General features: G+C 57.5%; 16 protein-coding genes. 3 read left to right on the top strand and 13 right to left on the bottom strand.

The genetic code is table 11. The annotated features are described in order from the left end of the window. Positions 1 to 17 precede the first annotated feature (17 nt). The 5 genes from pheS to thrS all read right to left on the bottom strand — a co-directional run bounded on the left by pheS (position 18) and on the right by thrS (position 4,258). The gene (gene pheS, locus NTD87_RS26865) at positions 18 to 1,034 is read right to left on the bottom strand and encodes a phenylalanine--tRNA ligase subunit alpha (RefSeq protein WP_007905876.1); all 1,017 of its coding nucleotides are present in this window, start codon (positions 1,032 to 1,034) and stop codon (positions 18 to 20) included. A 109-nt stretch (positions 1,035 to 1,143) separates the two neighbouring features. Next, the gene (rplT, locus tag NTD87_RS26860; RefSeq protein WP_007905879.1) at positions 1,144 to 1,500 is read right to left on the bottom strand and encodes a 50S ribosomal protein L20; all 357 of its coding nucleotides are present in this window, start codon (positions 1,498 to 1,500) and stop codon (positions 1,144 to 1,146) included. 29 nt (positions 1,501 to 1,529) lie between these two features. Then, a complete protein-coding gene (gene rpmI / locus NTD87_RS26855) occupies positions 1,530 to 1,724 on the bottom strand; it encodes a 50S ribosomal protein L35 (RefSeq protein ID WP_008145659.1) in 195 nt (64 codons plus the stop codon). A 60-nt stretch (positions 1,725 to 1,784) separates the two neighbouring features. Further along, positions 1,785 to 2,336 (bottom strand): translation initiation factor IF-3, encoded by a 552-nt coding sequence (gene infC, locus NTD87_RS26850; RefSeq protein ID WP_173860028.1) that lies wholly within the window; start codon positions 2,334 to 2,336, stop codon positions 1,785 to 1,787. Continuing rightward, positions 2,336 to 4,258: a threonine--tRNA ligase gene (gene thrS, locus NTD87_RS26845; protein WP_262117197.1), complete on the bottom strand. Its 1,923-nt coding sequence runs from the start codon at positions 4,256 to 4,258 to the stop codon at positions 2,336 to 2,338. The genes infC and thrS overlap by 1 nt, the downstream gene beginning before the upstream one ends. Before the next feature lie 385 nt (positions 4,259 to 4,643). Between thrS and NTD87_RS26840 the strand changes: the two genes are divergently transcribed. Together NTD87_RS26840 and NTD87_RS26835 are read left to right on the top strand one after the other, a co-directional pair. Continuing rightward, entirely contained in the window at positions 4,644 to 4,943 is a 300-nt protein-coding gene (locus NTD87_RS26840; protein ID WP_262117196.1) for a hypothetical protein, read from the top strand. Between the two features lie 292 nt (positions 4,944 to 5,235). Next, positions 5,236 to 5,448: a cold-shock protein gene (locus tag NTD87_RS26835; protein ID WP_003179963.1), complete on the top strand. Its 213-nt coding sequence runs from the start codon at positions 5,236 to 5,238 to the stop codon at positions 5,446 to 5,448. Positions 5,449 to 5,520: 72 nt separating this feature from the next. Here the strand turns inward: NTD87_RS26835 and NTD87_RS26830 are convergent, their stop codons facing one another. Both NTD87_RS26830 and NTD87_RS26825 read right to left on the bottom strand, forming a co-directional pair. After that, complete coding sequence (locus NTD87_RS26830; RefSeq protein WP_262117195.1) at positions 5,521 to 5,835, bottom strand: I78 family peptidase inhibitor; 315 nt, start codon at positions 5,833 to 5,835, stop codon at positions 5,521 to 5,523. Between the two features lie 163 nt (positions 5,836 to 5,998). After that, a complete protein-coding gene (locus NTD87_RS26825) occupies positions 5,999 to 6,304 on the bottom strand; it encodes a hypothetical protein (protein WP_262117194.1) in 306 nt (101 codons plus the stop codon). A 128-nt stretch (positions 6,305 to 6,432) separates the two neighbouring features. Between NTD87_RS26825 and NTD87_RS26820 the strand changes: the two genes are divergently transcribed. After that, positions 6,433 to 6,645: a hypothetical protein gene (locus NTD87_RS26820; protein WP_262117193.1), complete on the top strand. Its 213-nt coding sequence runs from the start codon at positions 6,433 to 6,435 to the stop codon at positions 6,643 to 6,645. Between the two features lie 32 nt (positions 6,646 to 6,677). On the opposite strand, the gene NTD87_RS26815 is transcribed toward NTD87_RS26820, so the two are convergent. Genes NTD87_RS26815 through NTD87_RS26790 form a run of 6 tightly spaced genes read right to left on the bottom strand, consistent with a single transcriptional unit; the run spans position 6,678 to position 12,658 of the window. Then, the gene (locus tag NTD87_RS26815; protein ID WP_262117192.1) at positions 6,678 to 7,706 is read right to left on the bottom strand and encodes a nucleoside hydrolase; all 1,029 of its coding nucleotides are present in this window, start codon (positions 7,704 to 7,706) and stop codon (positions 6,678 to 6,680) included. A 59-nt stretch (positions 7,707 to 7,765) separates the two neighbouring features. Further along, the gene (gene rbsD, locus NTD87_RS26810) at positions 7,766 to 8,170 is read right to left on the bottom strand and encodes a D-ribose pyranase (RefSeq protein ID WP_262117191.1); all 405 of its coding nucleotides are present in this window, start codon (positions 8,168 to 8,170) and stop codon (positions 7,766 to 7,768) included. Beyond that, positions 8,167 to 9,084 (bottom strand): ribokinase, encoded by a 918-nt coding sequence (gene rbsK, locus NTD87_RS26805; RefSeq protein ID WP_262117190.1) that lies wholly within the window; start codon positions 9,082 to 9,084, stop codon positions 8,167 to 8,169. The genes rbsD and rbsK overlap by 4 nt, the downstream gene beginning before the upstream one ends. A gap of 23 nt (positions 9,085 to 9,107) precedes the next feature. Next, positions 9,108 to 10,127: a LacI family DNA-binding transcriptional regulator gene (locus tag NTD87_RS26800; RefSeq protein ID WP_262117189.1), complete on the bottom strand. Its 1,020-nt coding sequence runs from the start codon at positions 10,125 to 10,127 to the stop codon at positions 9,108 to 9,110. A gap of 3 nt (positions 10,128 to 10,130) precedes the next feature. Then, positions 10,131 to 11,108, bottom strand: a complete 978-nt coding sequence (locus NTD87_RS26795; protein WP_262117188.1) for an ABC transporter permease — start codon at positions 11,106 to 11,108, stop codon at positions 10,131 to 10,133. After that, positions 11,105 to 12,658: a sugar ABC transporter ATP-binding protein gene (locus NTD87_RS26790; RefSeq protein WP_262117187.1), complete on the bottom strand. Its 1,554-nt coding sequence runs from the start codon at positions 12,656 to 12,658 to the stop codon at positions 11,105 to 11,107. Before NTD87_RS26790 ends, NTD87_RS26795 begins: the two co-directional genes overlap by 4 nt. Positions 12,659 to 12,685 lie beyond the last annotated feature (27 nt).

The following is a 12,685-nucleotide window of genomic DNA, read 5'->3' as shown; positions in this document are numbered from 1 at the left end:
CTAAGAATTCGTTACGACTAGCGAAATTGCGCGAGGAACCGCAAGTCGTTGTCGAAGAACAGACGCAAGTCGTTCACGCCGTAACGCAGCATGGCCAGACGCTCAACGCCCATGCCGAAGGCAAAGCCCGAGAACTCTTCCGGGTCGATCCCGGACATGCGCAGCACGTTTGGGTGAACCATGCCGCAGCCCATGACTTCCAGCCAGCCGGTCTGCTTGCAGACGCGGCAGCCTTTACCGCTGCACATCACGCATTCCATGTCGACTTCAGCGGATGGCTCGGTGAACGGGAAGTACGAAGGACGGAAACGCACGGCCAGTTCTTTTTCGAAGAACACGCGCAGGAACTCTTCGATGGTCCCTTTCAGGTCGGCGAAGTTGATGTCGCGATCGACCAGCAGGCCTTCGACCTGGTGAAACATCGGCGAGTGGGTGATATCCGAGTCGCTACGGTACACACGGCCTGGGCAGACGATGCGGATCGGCGGCTGTTTCGACTCCATGGTGCGGACCTGTACCGGCGAGGTATGGGTGCGCAGCAGCATGTTGGCGTTGAAATAGAAGGTGTCGTGCATCGACCGGGCCGGGTGATGGCCTGGGATGTTGAGCGCCTCGAAGTTGTGATAATCGTCTTCGACCTCAGGGCCTTCGGCGATGCCGTAGCCAATATGGGTGAAGAATTGTTCGATACGTTCCAGAGTGCGGGTAACCGGATGCAGACCACCCGAGGTCTGACCACGGCCGGGCAGGGTCACGTCAATGGACTCGGCGGACAGTTTGGCGGCTAGATCAGCCTCTTCAAACAACGCCTTGCGCGCATTGAGAACCTCTGTGACACGCTCCTTGGCGACGTTGATCAGAGCACCGACCTGCGGACGCTCCTCTGCCGGCAAATTCCCCAGGGTCTTCATCACCTGAGTCAACTCACCCTTCTTGCCAAGGTAGTGAACCCGGATTTGCTCCAGGGCATTGATATCTTCAGCGCTTTGCACAGCCTCTAGTGCTTGAGAGACCAGCGCATCCAGGTTTTCCATGTACAGACTCCAGATACAAAATAGGGGAAGAGCTTGAAGGCTCTTCCCCTATTTATGACGTTTAACACCTGGGTCCACAGAGGTGAACCCGGGTGACTGTCGGGGATACTTAAGCCAAGGTGGCTTTAGCTTTCTCGACAATCGCAGCAAACGCCGCTTTTTCGTTCACTGCCAGATCAGCCAGAACCTTACGGTCGATCTCGATGGACGCTTTTTTCAGGCCGGCGATGAAACGGCTGTAGGACAGACCGTTGATACGAGCACCAGCGTTGATACGAGCGATCCACAGAGCGCGGAACTGACGTTTTTTCTGACGACGGTCACGGTAGGCGTATTGGCCTGCCTTGATTACCGCTTGCTTGGCAACACGGAATACGCGCGAGCGAGCGCCGTAGTAGCCTTTAGCAAGTTTCAGAATTTTTTTGTGACGTTTACGGGCAATGACGCCACGCTTTACACGAGCCATGAGTTACTTCCTCTATTCTTAACCAAAAATTAACGAAGGCGCAGCATGCGCTCGACTTTTGCCACGTCACACGGAGCAAGCAAGCTGCTACCGCGTAGTTGACGCTTACGCTTGGTCGACATTTTGGTCAGGATGTGGCTCTTGAAAGCGTGCTTGTGCTTGATACCGTTAGCAGTTTTCAGAAACCGCTTAGCAGCACCACTTTTAGTTTTCATCTTTGGCATGTTCGGATACTCCGCATTCAGTTGATAAACATAATCGCAAGGCCTGCCGTGCCCTGTTGATTACTTCTTCTTTTTCGGGGCGATGACCATGATCAGCTGGCGTCCTTCCATCTTAGGATGCTGTTCGACCGAACCGTACTCGAGCAGGTCACCTTCAACCCGCTTGAGGAGTTCCATCCCCAGCTCCTGGTGGGCCATCTCACGGCCGCGGAATCGCAAGGATACCTTGGCCCTGTCCCCGTCACTCAGGAAACGTACCAGGTTGCGCAGTTTTACCTGGTAATCCCCTTCCTCCGTCCCTGGACGAAACTTGATTTCTTTAACCTGAATCTGCTTCTGGTTCTTTTTCGCTGCGGCAATCTGCTTCTTCTTTTCGAAGATCGATTTGCCGTAATCCATCACACGGCAAACCGGTGGGATTGCGTCGGCGGAAATTTCCACCAGATCCAGTTTGGCTTCTTCAGCAATACGAAGCGCTTCATCAATCGAGACGATGCCAATCTGCTCGCCGTCAGCGCCAATTAACCGAACCTCGCGTGCCGAGATATTCTCGTTGATCGGGGCTTTCGGTGCAGCTCGTTTATCTTGTCTCATTTCACGCTTAATAATAATTACTCCGAATCTGGGCGACCACGCCGGGAAACCGCTTGCGCGAGGAACTCAGCGAACTGGGCGACGGGCATCGAGCCCAGGTCAGCACCTTCACGAGTACGCACAGCGACAGTCTGCATCTCGACTTCCCGATCTCCGATAACCAAGAGATAGGGAACCTTGAGCAAAGTATGCTCGCGGATTTTAAAGCCGATCTTTTCATTTCTCAAGTCAGACTTGGCACGAAAACCGCTTTGGTTGAGAGTTTTTTCAACTTCAGCGGCAAAATCTGCCTGTTTATCAGTGATATTCATGATCACTGCCTGAGTCGGAGCCAGCCACGCAGGGAACGCGCCCTCGTAGTGCTCGATCAGAATCCCGACGAAACGCTCGAAGGAACCGAGGATCGCCCGGTGCAACATAACCGGGTGCTTGCGACTGTTGTCTTCGGAGACGTATTCGGCTCCCAGACGGATCGGCAGGTTAAAATCGAGCTGCAAGGTACCACATTGCCAGACACGACCGAGGCAATCTTTTAGCGAGAACTCGATTTTCGGACCATAGAAAGCCCCTTCGCCTGGCTGTAGATCGTACGGCAGGCCTGCATTATCAAGGGCTGCGGCCAGCGCCGATTCTGCGCGATCCCACAACTCATCGGAGCCGACGCGTTTTTCCGGACGAGTGGACAGCTTCATTTCGACGTCTGTAAAGCCGAAATCGGCGTAGACATCCATGGTCAGCTTGATGAACGCAGCGGATTCGGCCTGCATCTGGTCTTCAGTGCAGAAGATGTGAGCATCGTCCTGAGTGAACGCACGCACACGCATGATGCCGTGCAGCGCACCGGACGGTTCGTTACGGTGGCAAGCACCGAACTCGGCCAGACGCATCGGCAGTTCGCGGTAACTTTTCAGGCCCTGGTTGAACACTTGCACGTGGCAAGGGCAGTTCATCGGCTTGATCGCGTAGTCGCGGTTTTCCGACTGCGTGGTGAACATGTTCTCGGCGTAGTTGGCCCAGTGCCCGGATTTCTCCCACAGGCCACGGTCAACCACTTGCGGAGTCTTGATCTCCAGATAGCCGTTTTCACGCTGGACCTGGCGCATGTACTGCTCGAGTACCTGGTACAGGGTCCAGCCGTTCGGGTGCCAGAAAACCATGCCCGGCGCTTCTTCCTGGGTATGGAACAGGCCAAGACGCTTGCCGATCTTGCGATGGTCACGCTTTTCAGCTTCTTCAATACGCTGGATGTAAGCCGCCAGTTGCTTCTTGTCAGCCCAGGCGGTGCCGTAAACGCGCTGCAATTGCTCGTTTTTCGCATCGCCGCGCCAGTAAGCGCCGGACAGCTTGGTCAACTTGAAGGATTTCAGGAAGCGGGTGTTCGGCACGTGCGGACCGCGGCACATGTCGACGTATTCTTCGTGATAGTACAGGCCCATGGCCTGCTCGTTCGGCATGTCTTCGACCAGGCGCAGCTTGTAGTCTTCGCCACGGTTGGTGAACACGTCGATCACTTCGGCGCGCGGAGTGACTTTCTTGATGACGTCGTAATCTTTTTCGATCAGCAGGTGCATGCGCTGTTCGATCGCCGCCAGGTCGTCCGGAGTGAAAGGACGCTCGTAGGCGATGTCGTAATAGAAGCCTTCATCGATGACCGGACCGATCACCATTTTCGCCGTCGGGTACAGCTGCTTGACCGCATGGCCAATCAGGTGGGCGCAAGAGTGGCGAATGATCTCCAGCCCCTCTTCATCCTTTGGCGTGATGATTTGCAGGGTTACGTCGCTGTCGATGACATCGCTGGCGTCAACCAGTTTACCGTTGACCTTACCGGCCACGGTGGCCTTGGCCAGACCGGCACCAATGGATGCGGCGACCTCGGCTACGGAAACCGGATGATCGAAGGAACGTTGACTGCCGTCGGGAAGAGTAATAGTGGGCATGGCGCCTCCTCTCCTAGTGGTGACCCCTACCAAAGGTCACGTGGGTTGGGATGAGCAGCCAGTACGCGATTCAGTCCAGGCCATTCAATCATGAACGCCTGCCTTACAGCGGCAGGAGCCTTGCGGCCAACCGGAAACCGAACCAGAGTGACTGGAGATCAAATCAGGGTTATTCAGGTATAAGCCGCCACTGGAGAACAGATCATCCAGAGCCTGAAAATACCCGAGCGTTGGATCCTAGCACAGATGAACGGTCATCACCGCGACCTTGTTTGAGCAACGCCGAATTCAGGGCTTTTGCATCAAAAACTGAACTTGAGATGTACGGCTCACCTCAAATAGGCTGAGAATCGCCACAAATCATTGATCTCAAGGAGTTCCAGTCATGCGTCTTATCCGCCTTTTCGCCCTTGCCACTCCACTGGCGCTGCTGCTGCCACTGAGCGCACAGGCTGCCTGGCCTGCAGGTGTAAAAGCCAGCTACATGAAGGACTGCACTGCTGCTGCCAGTCAAAGCGTCAACCCTGAGCTCGCCAAGCAACACTGCACCTGCGGCGCCGACGTTCTGGAGAAGAAGTTTACAACTGAAGAGATCAAGCAATTGATGGATCCGAAGAACCCTCCAAGCGCCGATCTGAGCAACCGCGCACTGAAGGAAATCTCCGCCTGCAAAGTTCAGAAATAGGCCGTTTCGGCGCAAATGTTAAGGCTCCGGAAGCCTGAAACAGCCAGAAAAACGGTTGATTCACACAATTTACGCAGCTTTTACGGCTTTTTTTAATGGCCCTTTTACAGGCTGCAAGCCCCTGAAACCGGGGCTTACAGCCCATCAAGGGCACAAATAAAGCACAACCGAGGGGCAAACAGCGCGTCCGGGGGGCTCCCAAACCGAACATTTCGACTATGATACTCGGGTGTGCCCAGTTGGCCTGAGCAGCACAGTACTACTGAAAATATATGTTTCTTGGAGATACACCATGTCTAATCGCCAAACCGGCACCGTTAAATGGTTCAACGATGAAAAAGGCTTCGGCTTCATCACTCCTCAAGGTGGCGGTGACGACCTGTTCGTACACTTCAAAGCTATCGAAAGCGACGGTTTCAAAAGCCTGAAAGAAGGCCAGACTGTTTCCTTCGTGGCTGAGAAAGGCCAAAAGGGTATGCAAGCTGCTCAAGTTCGCCCAGAGTAATTTCCAGGCGCACTAAAAAAACCCCGTCCATGTGACGGGGTTTTTTATGGCCGCAACAAAAGCCTGACGCGATCAGCCGCAGTTGACGCGGGTAATCACCAGGTTGGCGTCAGTGTTGAGGTTCAAACGATCTGAACGGTATTCCAGAGTGATCATGTCGTTCGGCCCGAGAATCCGTGCATTCTGCGCCCCGGAACGCGTGCGGGCCTGCTCCAGCAGCTCTGGCGAAGCCTTCTTGCCAATGGCGAATTCGGCAGCCTTTGCCTCACAGCGGCCGTGACCGGCCTCGGCGACCACAGGGTCCTTTGCCGACTCGGAGGTACTGCTGCAACCTGCCAACATGACAGCGGCCAGCAAAGTACCTAATGACGCGAGCTTCCAAGGCATGACGCCTCCTTTTCAATAGTTGAGCTGAATTCGTGCGACAGCCGTTTTGGTGTTTGGTTTCATGGTCGCCGCCATCATCCGCCGTCAACACCGCCAAGCATGCAAGTTTGCCTGAGCCATGACGCACTGTTCAGCGCGCAATCGTGACTGAATATGAGCAGGCTCAGTAGATATCGATGTAATCGTAGGGCGGTTTCGGCCAGTTCTGCTTCAACGCGTTGAATATCTGCATGACCCAGACCTCATCACTGGCGGCAACCAAACCTACATACCCGGAACCCTTGGCCCACGTCTCCAGGCGAAACAACAGCCCGTCGATATCCGTTCCGCCGACGACCCCCGACGAAATGTAGGCAATACCCGACTTCGTGACCCGCAACTGGGTGTGCGCATCGTCGCTGGCAGACGCCAGCAACTGGCGCACAGCCTCAAGCGTCAAGCCATCCGGGGTATTCAAATCGATCTGCACAGCACGTTCCTTGATATCCACAAAGCCTAAGTGTCGCATAGCCCTGCTTTCGTGCCTAAGTCGGAGTGCCAAAAGCTGCGCAAGGTGGTTAACTCAACACACAGACTTCCCGACCTCGCGAGACACTCATGACCAACGTAACCATTGAAGTCGACATCAAAGCCAGCTGGCCCGAGGGCCACAGTTCTTACAGCCCCGGCAGCCCGGAAGAGCTGGCAATCATAGCTGTTGATCTGTTGGTCAAGGACCTGGGCACGCAAGGCGCCCAGACCTTCATCGCACAGATATTCGAGAAGTACCTGGCCGATCACGGGGGCGCACCCCATACCGAAAGGGCGTAAACCCCGCAGGCTGGCACCTGCGGGTGTAAGGCTTACTTCAGACGCGCCAGACGCGCCGTCAGCAAGTCGAAGAAGCCCTGAGCATCGCCGTTCGCGACCCAGAACGCGTTCTTCGGGGCTTTCAGACCGTCGTACCAGTCAACGATGGTCTGGCCGAAGGTTGGCCCTTCGCGACTGTCGACCACCACGTTCACCGCACGGCCGGTAAACAGTTCGGGCTTGAGCAGGTACGCGATCACCGTGGCGTCGTGCACCGGGCCACCTGGAATACCGTAGTGTTCCATGTCGCCTTTGACGTATTCGTTGAGAATGTCACCCACCAACTTGCTGGCATTGTTGTTCAGCGCAGCAATCTGCTTCAGGCGAGCGTCGCTGGTCAGAATCTTGTGGGTCACGTCCAGCGGCAGATAGGTCAGTTTCACACCACTCTTGAGCACAACTTCAGCCGCTTGCGGGTCGGCAAACAGGTTGAACTCAGCGACCGGGGTAATGTTGCCGCCGTTGAAGTGCGCGCCCCCCATGATCACCACTTCCTTGATGCCTTGGGTGATCTCCGGATCCTGAATCAGCGCCAGCGCCAGGTTAGTCTGCGGCCCGAGCATTGCGATAGTGATGCTGTGAGGCTTGGCTGCGCGCAAGGTGTCGATCAGGTATTTGACCGCGTTGCCTTTGGCCAGCCCGGCCTTGGGTTCATGCACCGTGACACCGGAAAGGCCTTCCTTGCCGTGAATGTTCTCGGCATAGATCGGCGTACGCATCAGCGGTTTCGGTGCACCCGCATAGACCGGCACCTCTTCGCGCCCTGCCCACTCACGGGCCAGTCGCGCATTACGCGAGGTTTTGTCCAGACGAACGTTACCGGCAACGGTGGTAAGCGCGCGGATGTTCAGTTCTTCGGGCGACGCCAGGGCAAACAGCAGCGCCACTACGTCATCGGCCCCCGGATCGGTGTCGATGATCAGATCAATCTTTTCCGCCGCGTGGGCGCCTGTAGCGGTGAGCAAGGACAAAAGCAGCAGACTCCGGATCAGGTGATGCAATTTTTGAGCATAGCGGTACATAGCGCACTCCTTGTGCTTGGATAAATCGGTCCTGGATAGATCGGATGGGGTATGGAGAACTAAAACGTCACCCCTGCAACCAGCACGATATTGCAGTACGGCTGACATTCGCCCGTACGAACAATCGCCCTGGCCTGCCGGCTAAGGAGCTTGAACTCGTCATGACTGAGCAACTGCCGCTGGCCCATCGCAGCCTTGGCCGTCAGTTCGTCGATCGCTTGCAGCGCCGGAGGCTGCTTGAGCAGGATCTCTTCGGCCAGCACGTGGCTTTCCACCTGCATTTCACTGAGCACAACGTGCAAGGTGCTGACAAAATCCGGAATGCCCTGGGTCAACGCCAGGTCGATCAACTCAACCCCGGGGGGCACCGGCAGACCGGCATCGCCAATCACCACCATGTCGCCATGACCCAGAGAAGCAATCAGCCGCGACAGCGCGATATTGAGCAAGGGTGTTTTTTTCATGATGCGTTAAAGGCCTGTACGTCTGACAAGAAAGGGATCGAGGGTTGCGCACCGGCCCGCGTCACCGACAAGGCTGCCGCGACCTGACCGAAACGAATCGCCTCGGCTTCGCTTTTGCCTGAGGCCAACGCCGCCGCAAAACCGCCGACAAAGGTGTCGCCAGCCGCCGTGGTGTCGACTGACTTGACCTTGGGCGCCGGAAAATGCTCAACACTCTGCCCGTTGGCGAACAGTGAACCCAGGGCACCCAATGTGATGATGACCTTGCCGGCTCCGGCAGCGATCAACCGACGCGCGGCCAGTTCGGCGCTCTCCAGAGAGTCCACCGGCAAACCGCTCAGGGCCGAAGCTTCGCTTTCGTTGGGGATCAGATAATCGATCGACGAGTACCAATCGGCCGGTAACGGACCAGTAGCCGGCGCCGGATTCAGGATCACCGTTTTACCCAACGCACGACCGCGCTTGAGGACATAACCGACCGTGAGCATCGGCACTTCAAGCTGACAGATGACCACATCCGCTGCCGCAAGCACCGCGTCGAACCCGGCAACCACGCCAGGGGTCAGCAGACCGTTGGCCCCCGCAACGATGACAATCGCATTCTGGCTGTTGTCATCGACCACGATCAGCGCCACACCGCTGGCCCCCTCGACCGATGTCAACGCCTGACAGTCGATCTGCTCTGCCAACAGCGCAGCACGCAACTGCCCGCCATAAGCGTCCTCACCCACGCAACCGATCATCGACACCTGCGCGCCGAGCCGGGCAGACGCGACGGCCTGATTAGCACCCTTGCCGCCCGACACGGTGGCAAACGACTCGCCAATCAGTGTCTCGCCGGCACGCGGCAATCTTTGAGCACGGGTCACCAGATCCATGTTCAGACTGCCTACAACCACTACTTTTGCTGGCATACATCACTACTCATCAAGTCATTTCAGCGGTATTGGTTGAATACGCCGGCCAGCGGCGCGGTCGACTCTCGCATGACAATGCTGGGCGTCACGATCCGCTGTTCGGTCGCCAATTCAGGTGTCGCGATCCGTCGCAGCAGCACTTGCGCAGCCATCTCACCAAGCTGCAGGATCGACTGACCGACCGTGGTCAGCGCCGGATAGACATAACGGCTCATCTGAATATCGTCAAAGCCGATGACCGAAAGCTCGCTCGGCACCCGGATATTGCGCTCGGCGGCTGCCCGCAGCACGCCGATACCGATCATGTCGTTACCAGCAAAGATCGCGCTGGGCGGGTTCTTTTCCAGCAAGACTGCCGCCGCGTTGTAACCGCCGGTGCTGGTGAAGTCACTTTCAAGCATCCACTCTCTCGGCACTTCGACGCCCGCCTCTTTCAAGGCCCGGCAATAACCTGCCAGACGCATCTGCGCCACACTGGTATGTGCCGGGCCGCCGATGGTAGCGATGTCGCGATGGCCCAGTTCCAGCAAATGCCGGGTCGCCAGGTAAGCACCGTATTCGTGGTCGATGCGCACCAGGTCAGCATCGAGTCCTTCCAGCCCACGGTCGACGATCACCATCGGCGTACGCACGCCGACCAGCCCTTGCGCCAGCCCGCTATCGCCGCCAACAGACGCGACAATCAGCCCGTCGATGCGTTTTTCCAGCAGCACGCGCAGGTAACTGCGCTGTTTGTCCGGGTTGTCGTCGGAGTTGCAGAGGATCACGCAATAACCATTGCGCTCGCAGTAATCCTCGATGCCACGAGCCAGCTCCGCGAAGTACGGGTTGAGGCTGTTGGGCACCAACAGACCGATGGTCGCGGTGGTCTTTGCTTTCAGCGAGCGCGCAACGGCGCTGGGCACGTAGTCCAGACTCTTGATCGCCGCCTCGACCTTTAGCCGAACCTCTTCGCTGACGGGCCGGGTCTTGTTCACCACATGGGAAACCGTGGTGTAGGAAATCCCCGCGAGCGCCGCTACATCCTTGATCGTTGCCATGATTCAGCTCCGTCGACTTGCGCGTTGGCTGCGGTAAGTGTCCAGCACCACCGCGACCACGATCACCGCACCCGTGATGATGCGCTTGGTCGGTTCGGTCGCGCCGATTTGCGCCAGCCCGGCAGCCAGTACGGAAATGATCAACACGCCGAAGAAGGTACTGATCACCGAGCCACGGCCGCCCATCAGGCTGGTGCCACCGATCACCACGGCAGCGATGACTTGCAACTCCAGGCCGGAACCGGCATTTGGGTCCGCCGCTTCCAGACGCGAGATCTGGAACAGTGCGGCGATACCCGCCAGCAGCCCCATCAGACTGAACACCAGGATCTTGTAGGGTTTTGGGTTGATGCCCGCCAGACGCACAGCTTCCTCGTTGGTGCCGATACCGATCAGGTAGCGACCGAACACGGTGCGGGTCAACACCGCCTGAGCGATGAAAATAATCAGCAGCGCGATGATGAACGACGGCGAAATACCAAAGGCAATCGGATTGGACAACCAGGCAAAGGCATCACCAATGTAGGCCGTGCGTGAGCCGGTCATCTGATAGGCAACGCCGCGAGCCATCTCCAGCACGCCCAGCGAGACGATGAACGACGGAATGCGCCAGGCCACGGTGATCGATCCGGTGAGGGTCCCGGTCACCGCAGCTGCGGCCATGCCCAACAACGCCGCCGGCAACACACTCCAGCCCCAGCCGAGGATCGCCACGCTGACGGTCGAGGCCGCCAAGGCCAGCACCGAACCCACCGAGAGGTCGATGCCGCCGATGATCAACACGAACGTCATGCCGACCGCCAGCACCATCAGGTCCGGAATCTGATTGGCCAGCGTGCTGAAGGTGTCGTAAGAGAGGAAATGGCTGCTCAAGACCGAGAACAGCGTAATCATCGCCAGCAAGGCACCGGCCAGGCCCAGATAGGTACCGAGACCGTAAAAATTGCCACTACGTTTGCCAGCAGACAGTGCAGTTATCATGGGAGATCCCTAGGCGCCACTTCGTTGAGCAACGCATCACGTTTTTGGTAGCCGGCAAAAGCGGCGGCAAGCAAATCATCCTGAGTCCAGTTGTCGCGCTCGAAGGTATCGATCAAGCGCCCGGCCGACAACACGCCGATGCGATCGCAGATCAGCATCAGCTCACGCAAATCACTGGAAACCACCACCAGCGCCTTGCCCTGGCGCGTCAGCTCGCCGAGCAATGCATAAATATCGAATTTGGCGCCCACATCAATGCCGCGAGTCGGCTCATCGAACAACAGCACCGAACACTCGCGCTCAAGCCAGCGGCCGATCACGACCTTCTGCTGATTGCCACCCGACAACTCGCAAACCAGCTGCGCAGGGCTGGAACTGCGAATGCGCATGGCGTCGATCTGCCGCTGCGCCAACGCCATCTCGTCACCCGGGTTGACAATGCCGCCACTGGAGATCACCTGCATGTTGCCCAAGGCAATGTTCGCGCTGATCGATTGAGTCAGCAGCAGGCCTTCGCCTTTGCGATCTTCGGTGATCAGGGCAATGCCGTGACCGACCGCGTCGGCGGGTGACCGGATGCTCACAACTTGCGCCGGCGAACCAAGGGCGACCGTGCCGCTGTCTGCCGCATCGGCGCCGAAAATCAGGCGCAACAGTTCCGTGCGCCCTGCCCCGATCAATCCGGAAATCCCGAAAATTTCGCCGCTGCGCACCTCAAAGGACACATCGCAAACCTTGTCCGAACGGCTCAGCCCTTTGACGGTCAAGGCCGTCGCGCCGATTTGCCGTGGACCGAGGTCGATGTGCTCGCCCAACTCGCGACCCACCATCAGATTGACCAGTTGCTCGCTGTTGTAATTGGCCATGGGTTCGACACAGACCAGATTGCCGTCACGCAACACGGCAATACGCTGAGCAACCCGAGCCAGCTCTTCCAGACGATGGGAAATGTAAATGATAGCCACGCCGCGGGCTTGCAGGCGGGTGATTTGCTCAAAGAGCATCTCGACTTCACGGGCCGTCAGCATCGCAGTCGGCTCATCGAGAATCAGCACATGGCAGTCGCCGATCAGGTTGCGGGCGATCTCGACCATTTGCTGATGACCGATGCCCAGCTCGCCGACCAGGGTGTCCGGATCGATCGCATCGAGCCCGACCTGAGCCATGGCTTCGATCGCCGCTTTACGCAGCTGCTTGCGACTGATCCATCCGCCATTGCTGGGCAGGTTATCGAGAAACAGGTTTTCCGCGACGGACAAGGTCGGCAGCAGATTGAGCTCCTGCATGACCATGCGAATGCCCAGTTCTTCAGCCTGGGTTCGGCTGCCAGGACGGTAGTCGCGCCCCTGGAACTGCATCTGGCCGGTGGTCGGAGTGACCAGCCCACCAATGATTTTCGATAGCGTGCTTTTGCCAGCACCGTTTTCGCCGGTCAACGCCAGCACTTCACCACGCATCAGCGTCAGGTCAATGCCGGTCAACACCGGTTGCGCGTACGTCTTGCCGATTCCGCTGACCGAAAGGACCGCGTTCGGGGCACAAACTGACATAAGAAATCTCCATGCGCTCGCCCTTGC

The organism is Pseudomonas sp. 6D_7.1_Bac1 (assembly GCF_025465945.1).
GTDB lineage: Bacteria > Pseudomonadota > Gammaproteobacteria > Pseudomonadales > Pseudomonadaceae > Aquipseudomonas.
The sequence above is the reverse complement of the archived record's forward strand: the minus strand, read 5'-3'. Positions and strand labels throughout refer to the sequence as shown.

Coding starts and splice junctions, on each gene's coding strand:
- rbsK (WP_262117190.1), bottom strand. CDS start 9,084: ATGCCAGCAAAAGTAGTGGTTGTAGGCAGTCTGAACATGGATCTGGTG.
- NTD87_RS26835 (WP_003179963.1), top strand. CDS start 5,236: ATGTCTAATCGCCAAACCGGCACCGTTAAATGGTTCAACGATGAAAAA.
- pheS (WP_007905876.1), bottom strand. CDS start 1,034: ATGGAAAACCTGGATGCGCTGGTCTCTCAAGCACTAGAGGCTGTGCAA.
- NTD87_RS26790 (WP_262117187.1), bottom strand. CDS start 12,658: ATGTCAGTTTGTGCCCCGAACGCGGTCCTTTCGGTCAGCGGAATCGGC.
- NTD87_RS26815 (WP_262117192.1), bottom strand. CDS start 7,706: ATGTACCGCTATGCTCAAAAATTGCATCACCTGATCCGGAGTCTGCTG.
- NTD87_RS26840 (WP_262117196.1), top strand. CDS start 4,644: ATGCGTCTTATCCGCCTTTTCGCCCTTGCCACTCCACTGGCGCTGCTG.
- rbsD (WP_262117191.1), bottom strand. CDS start 8,170: ATGAAAAAAACACCCTTGCTCAATATCGCGCTGTCGCGGCTGATTGCT.
- NTD87_RS26800 (WP_262117189.1), bottom strand. CDS start 10,127: ATGGCAACGATCAAGGATGTAGCGGCGCTCGCGGGGATTTCCTACACC.
- NTD87_RS26795 (WP_262117188.1), bottom strand. CDS start 11,108: ATGATAACTGCACTGTCTGCTGGCAAACGTAGTGGCAATTTTTACGGT.
- thrS (WP_262117197.1), bottom strand. CDS start 4,258: ATGCCCACTATTACTCTTCCCGACGGCAGTCAACGTTCCTTCGATCAT.
- rpmI (WP_008145659.1), bottom strand. CDS start 1,724: ATGCCAAAGATGAAAACTAAAAGTGGTGCTGCTAAGCGGTTTCTGAAA.
- rplT (WP_007905879.1), bottom strand. CDS start 1,500: ATGGCTCGTGTAAAGCGTGGCGTCATTGCCCGTAAACGTCACAAAAAA.
- NTD87_RS26830 (WP_262117195.1), bottom strand. CDS start 5,835: ATGCCTTGGAAGCTCGCGTCATTAGGTACTTTGCTGGCCGCTGTCATG.
- NTD87_RS26820 (WP_262117193.1), top strand. CDS start 6,433: ATGACCAACGTAACCATTGAAGTCGACATCAAAGCCAGCTGGCCCGAG.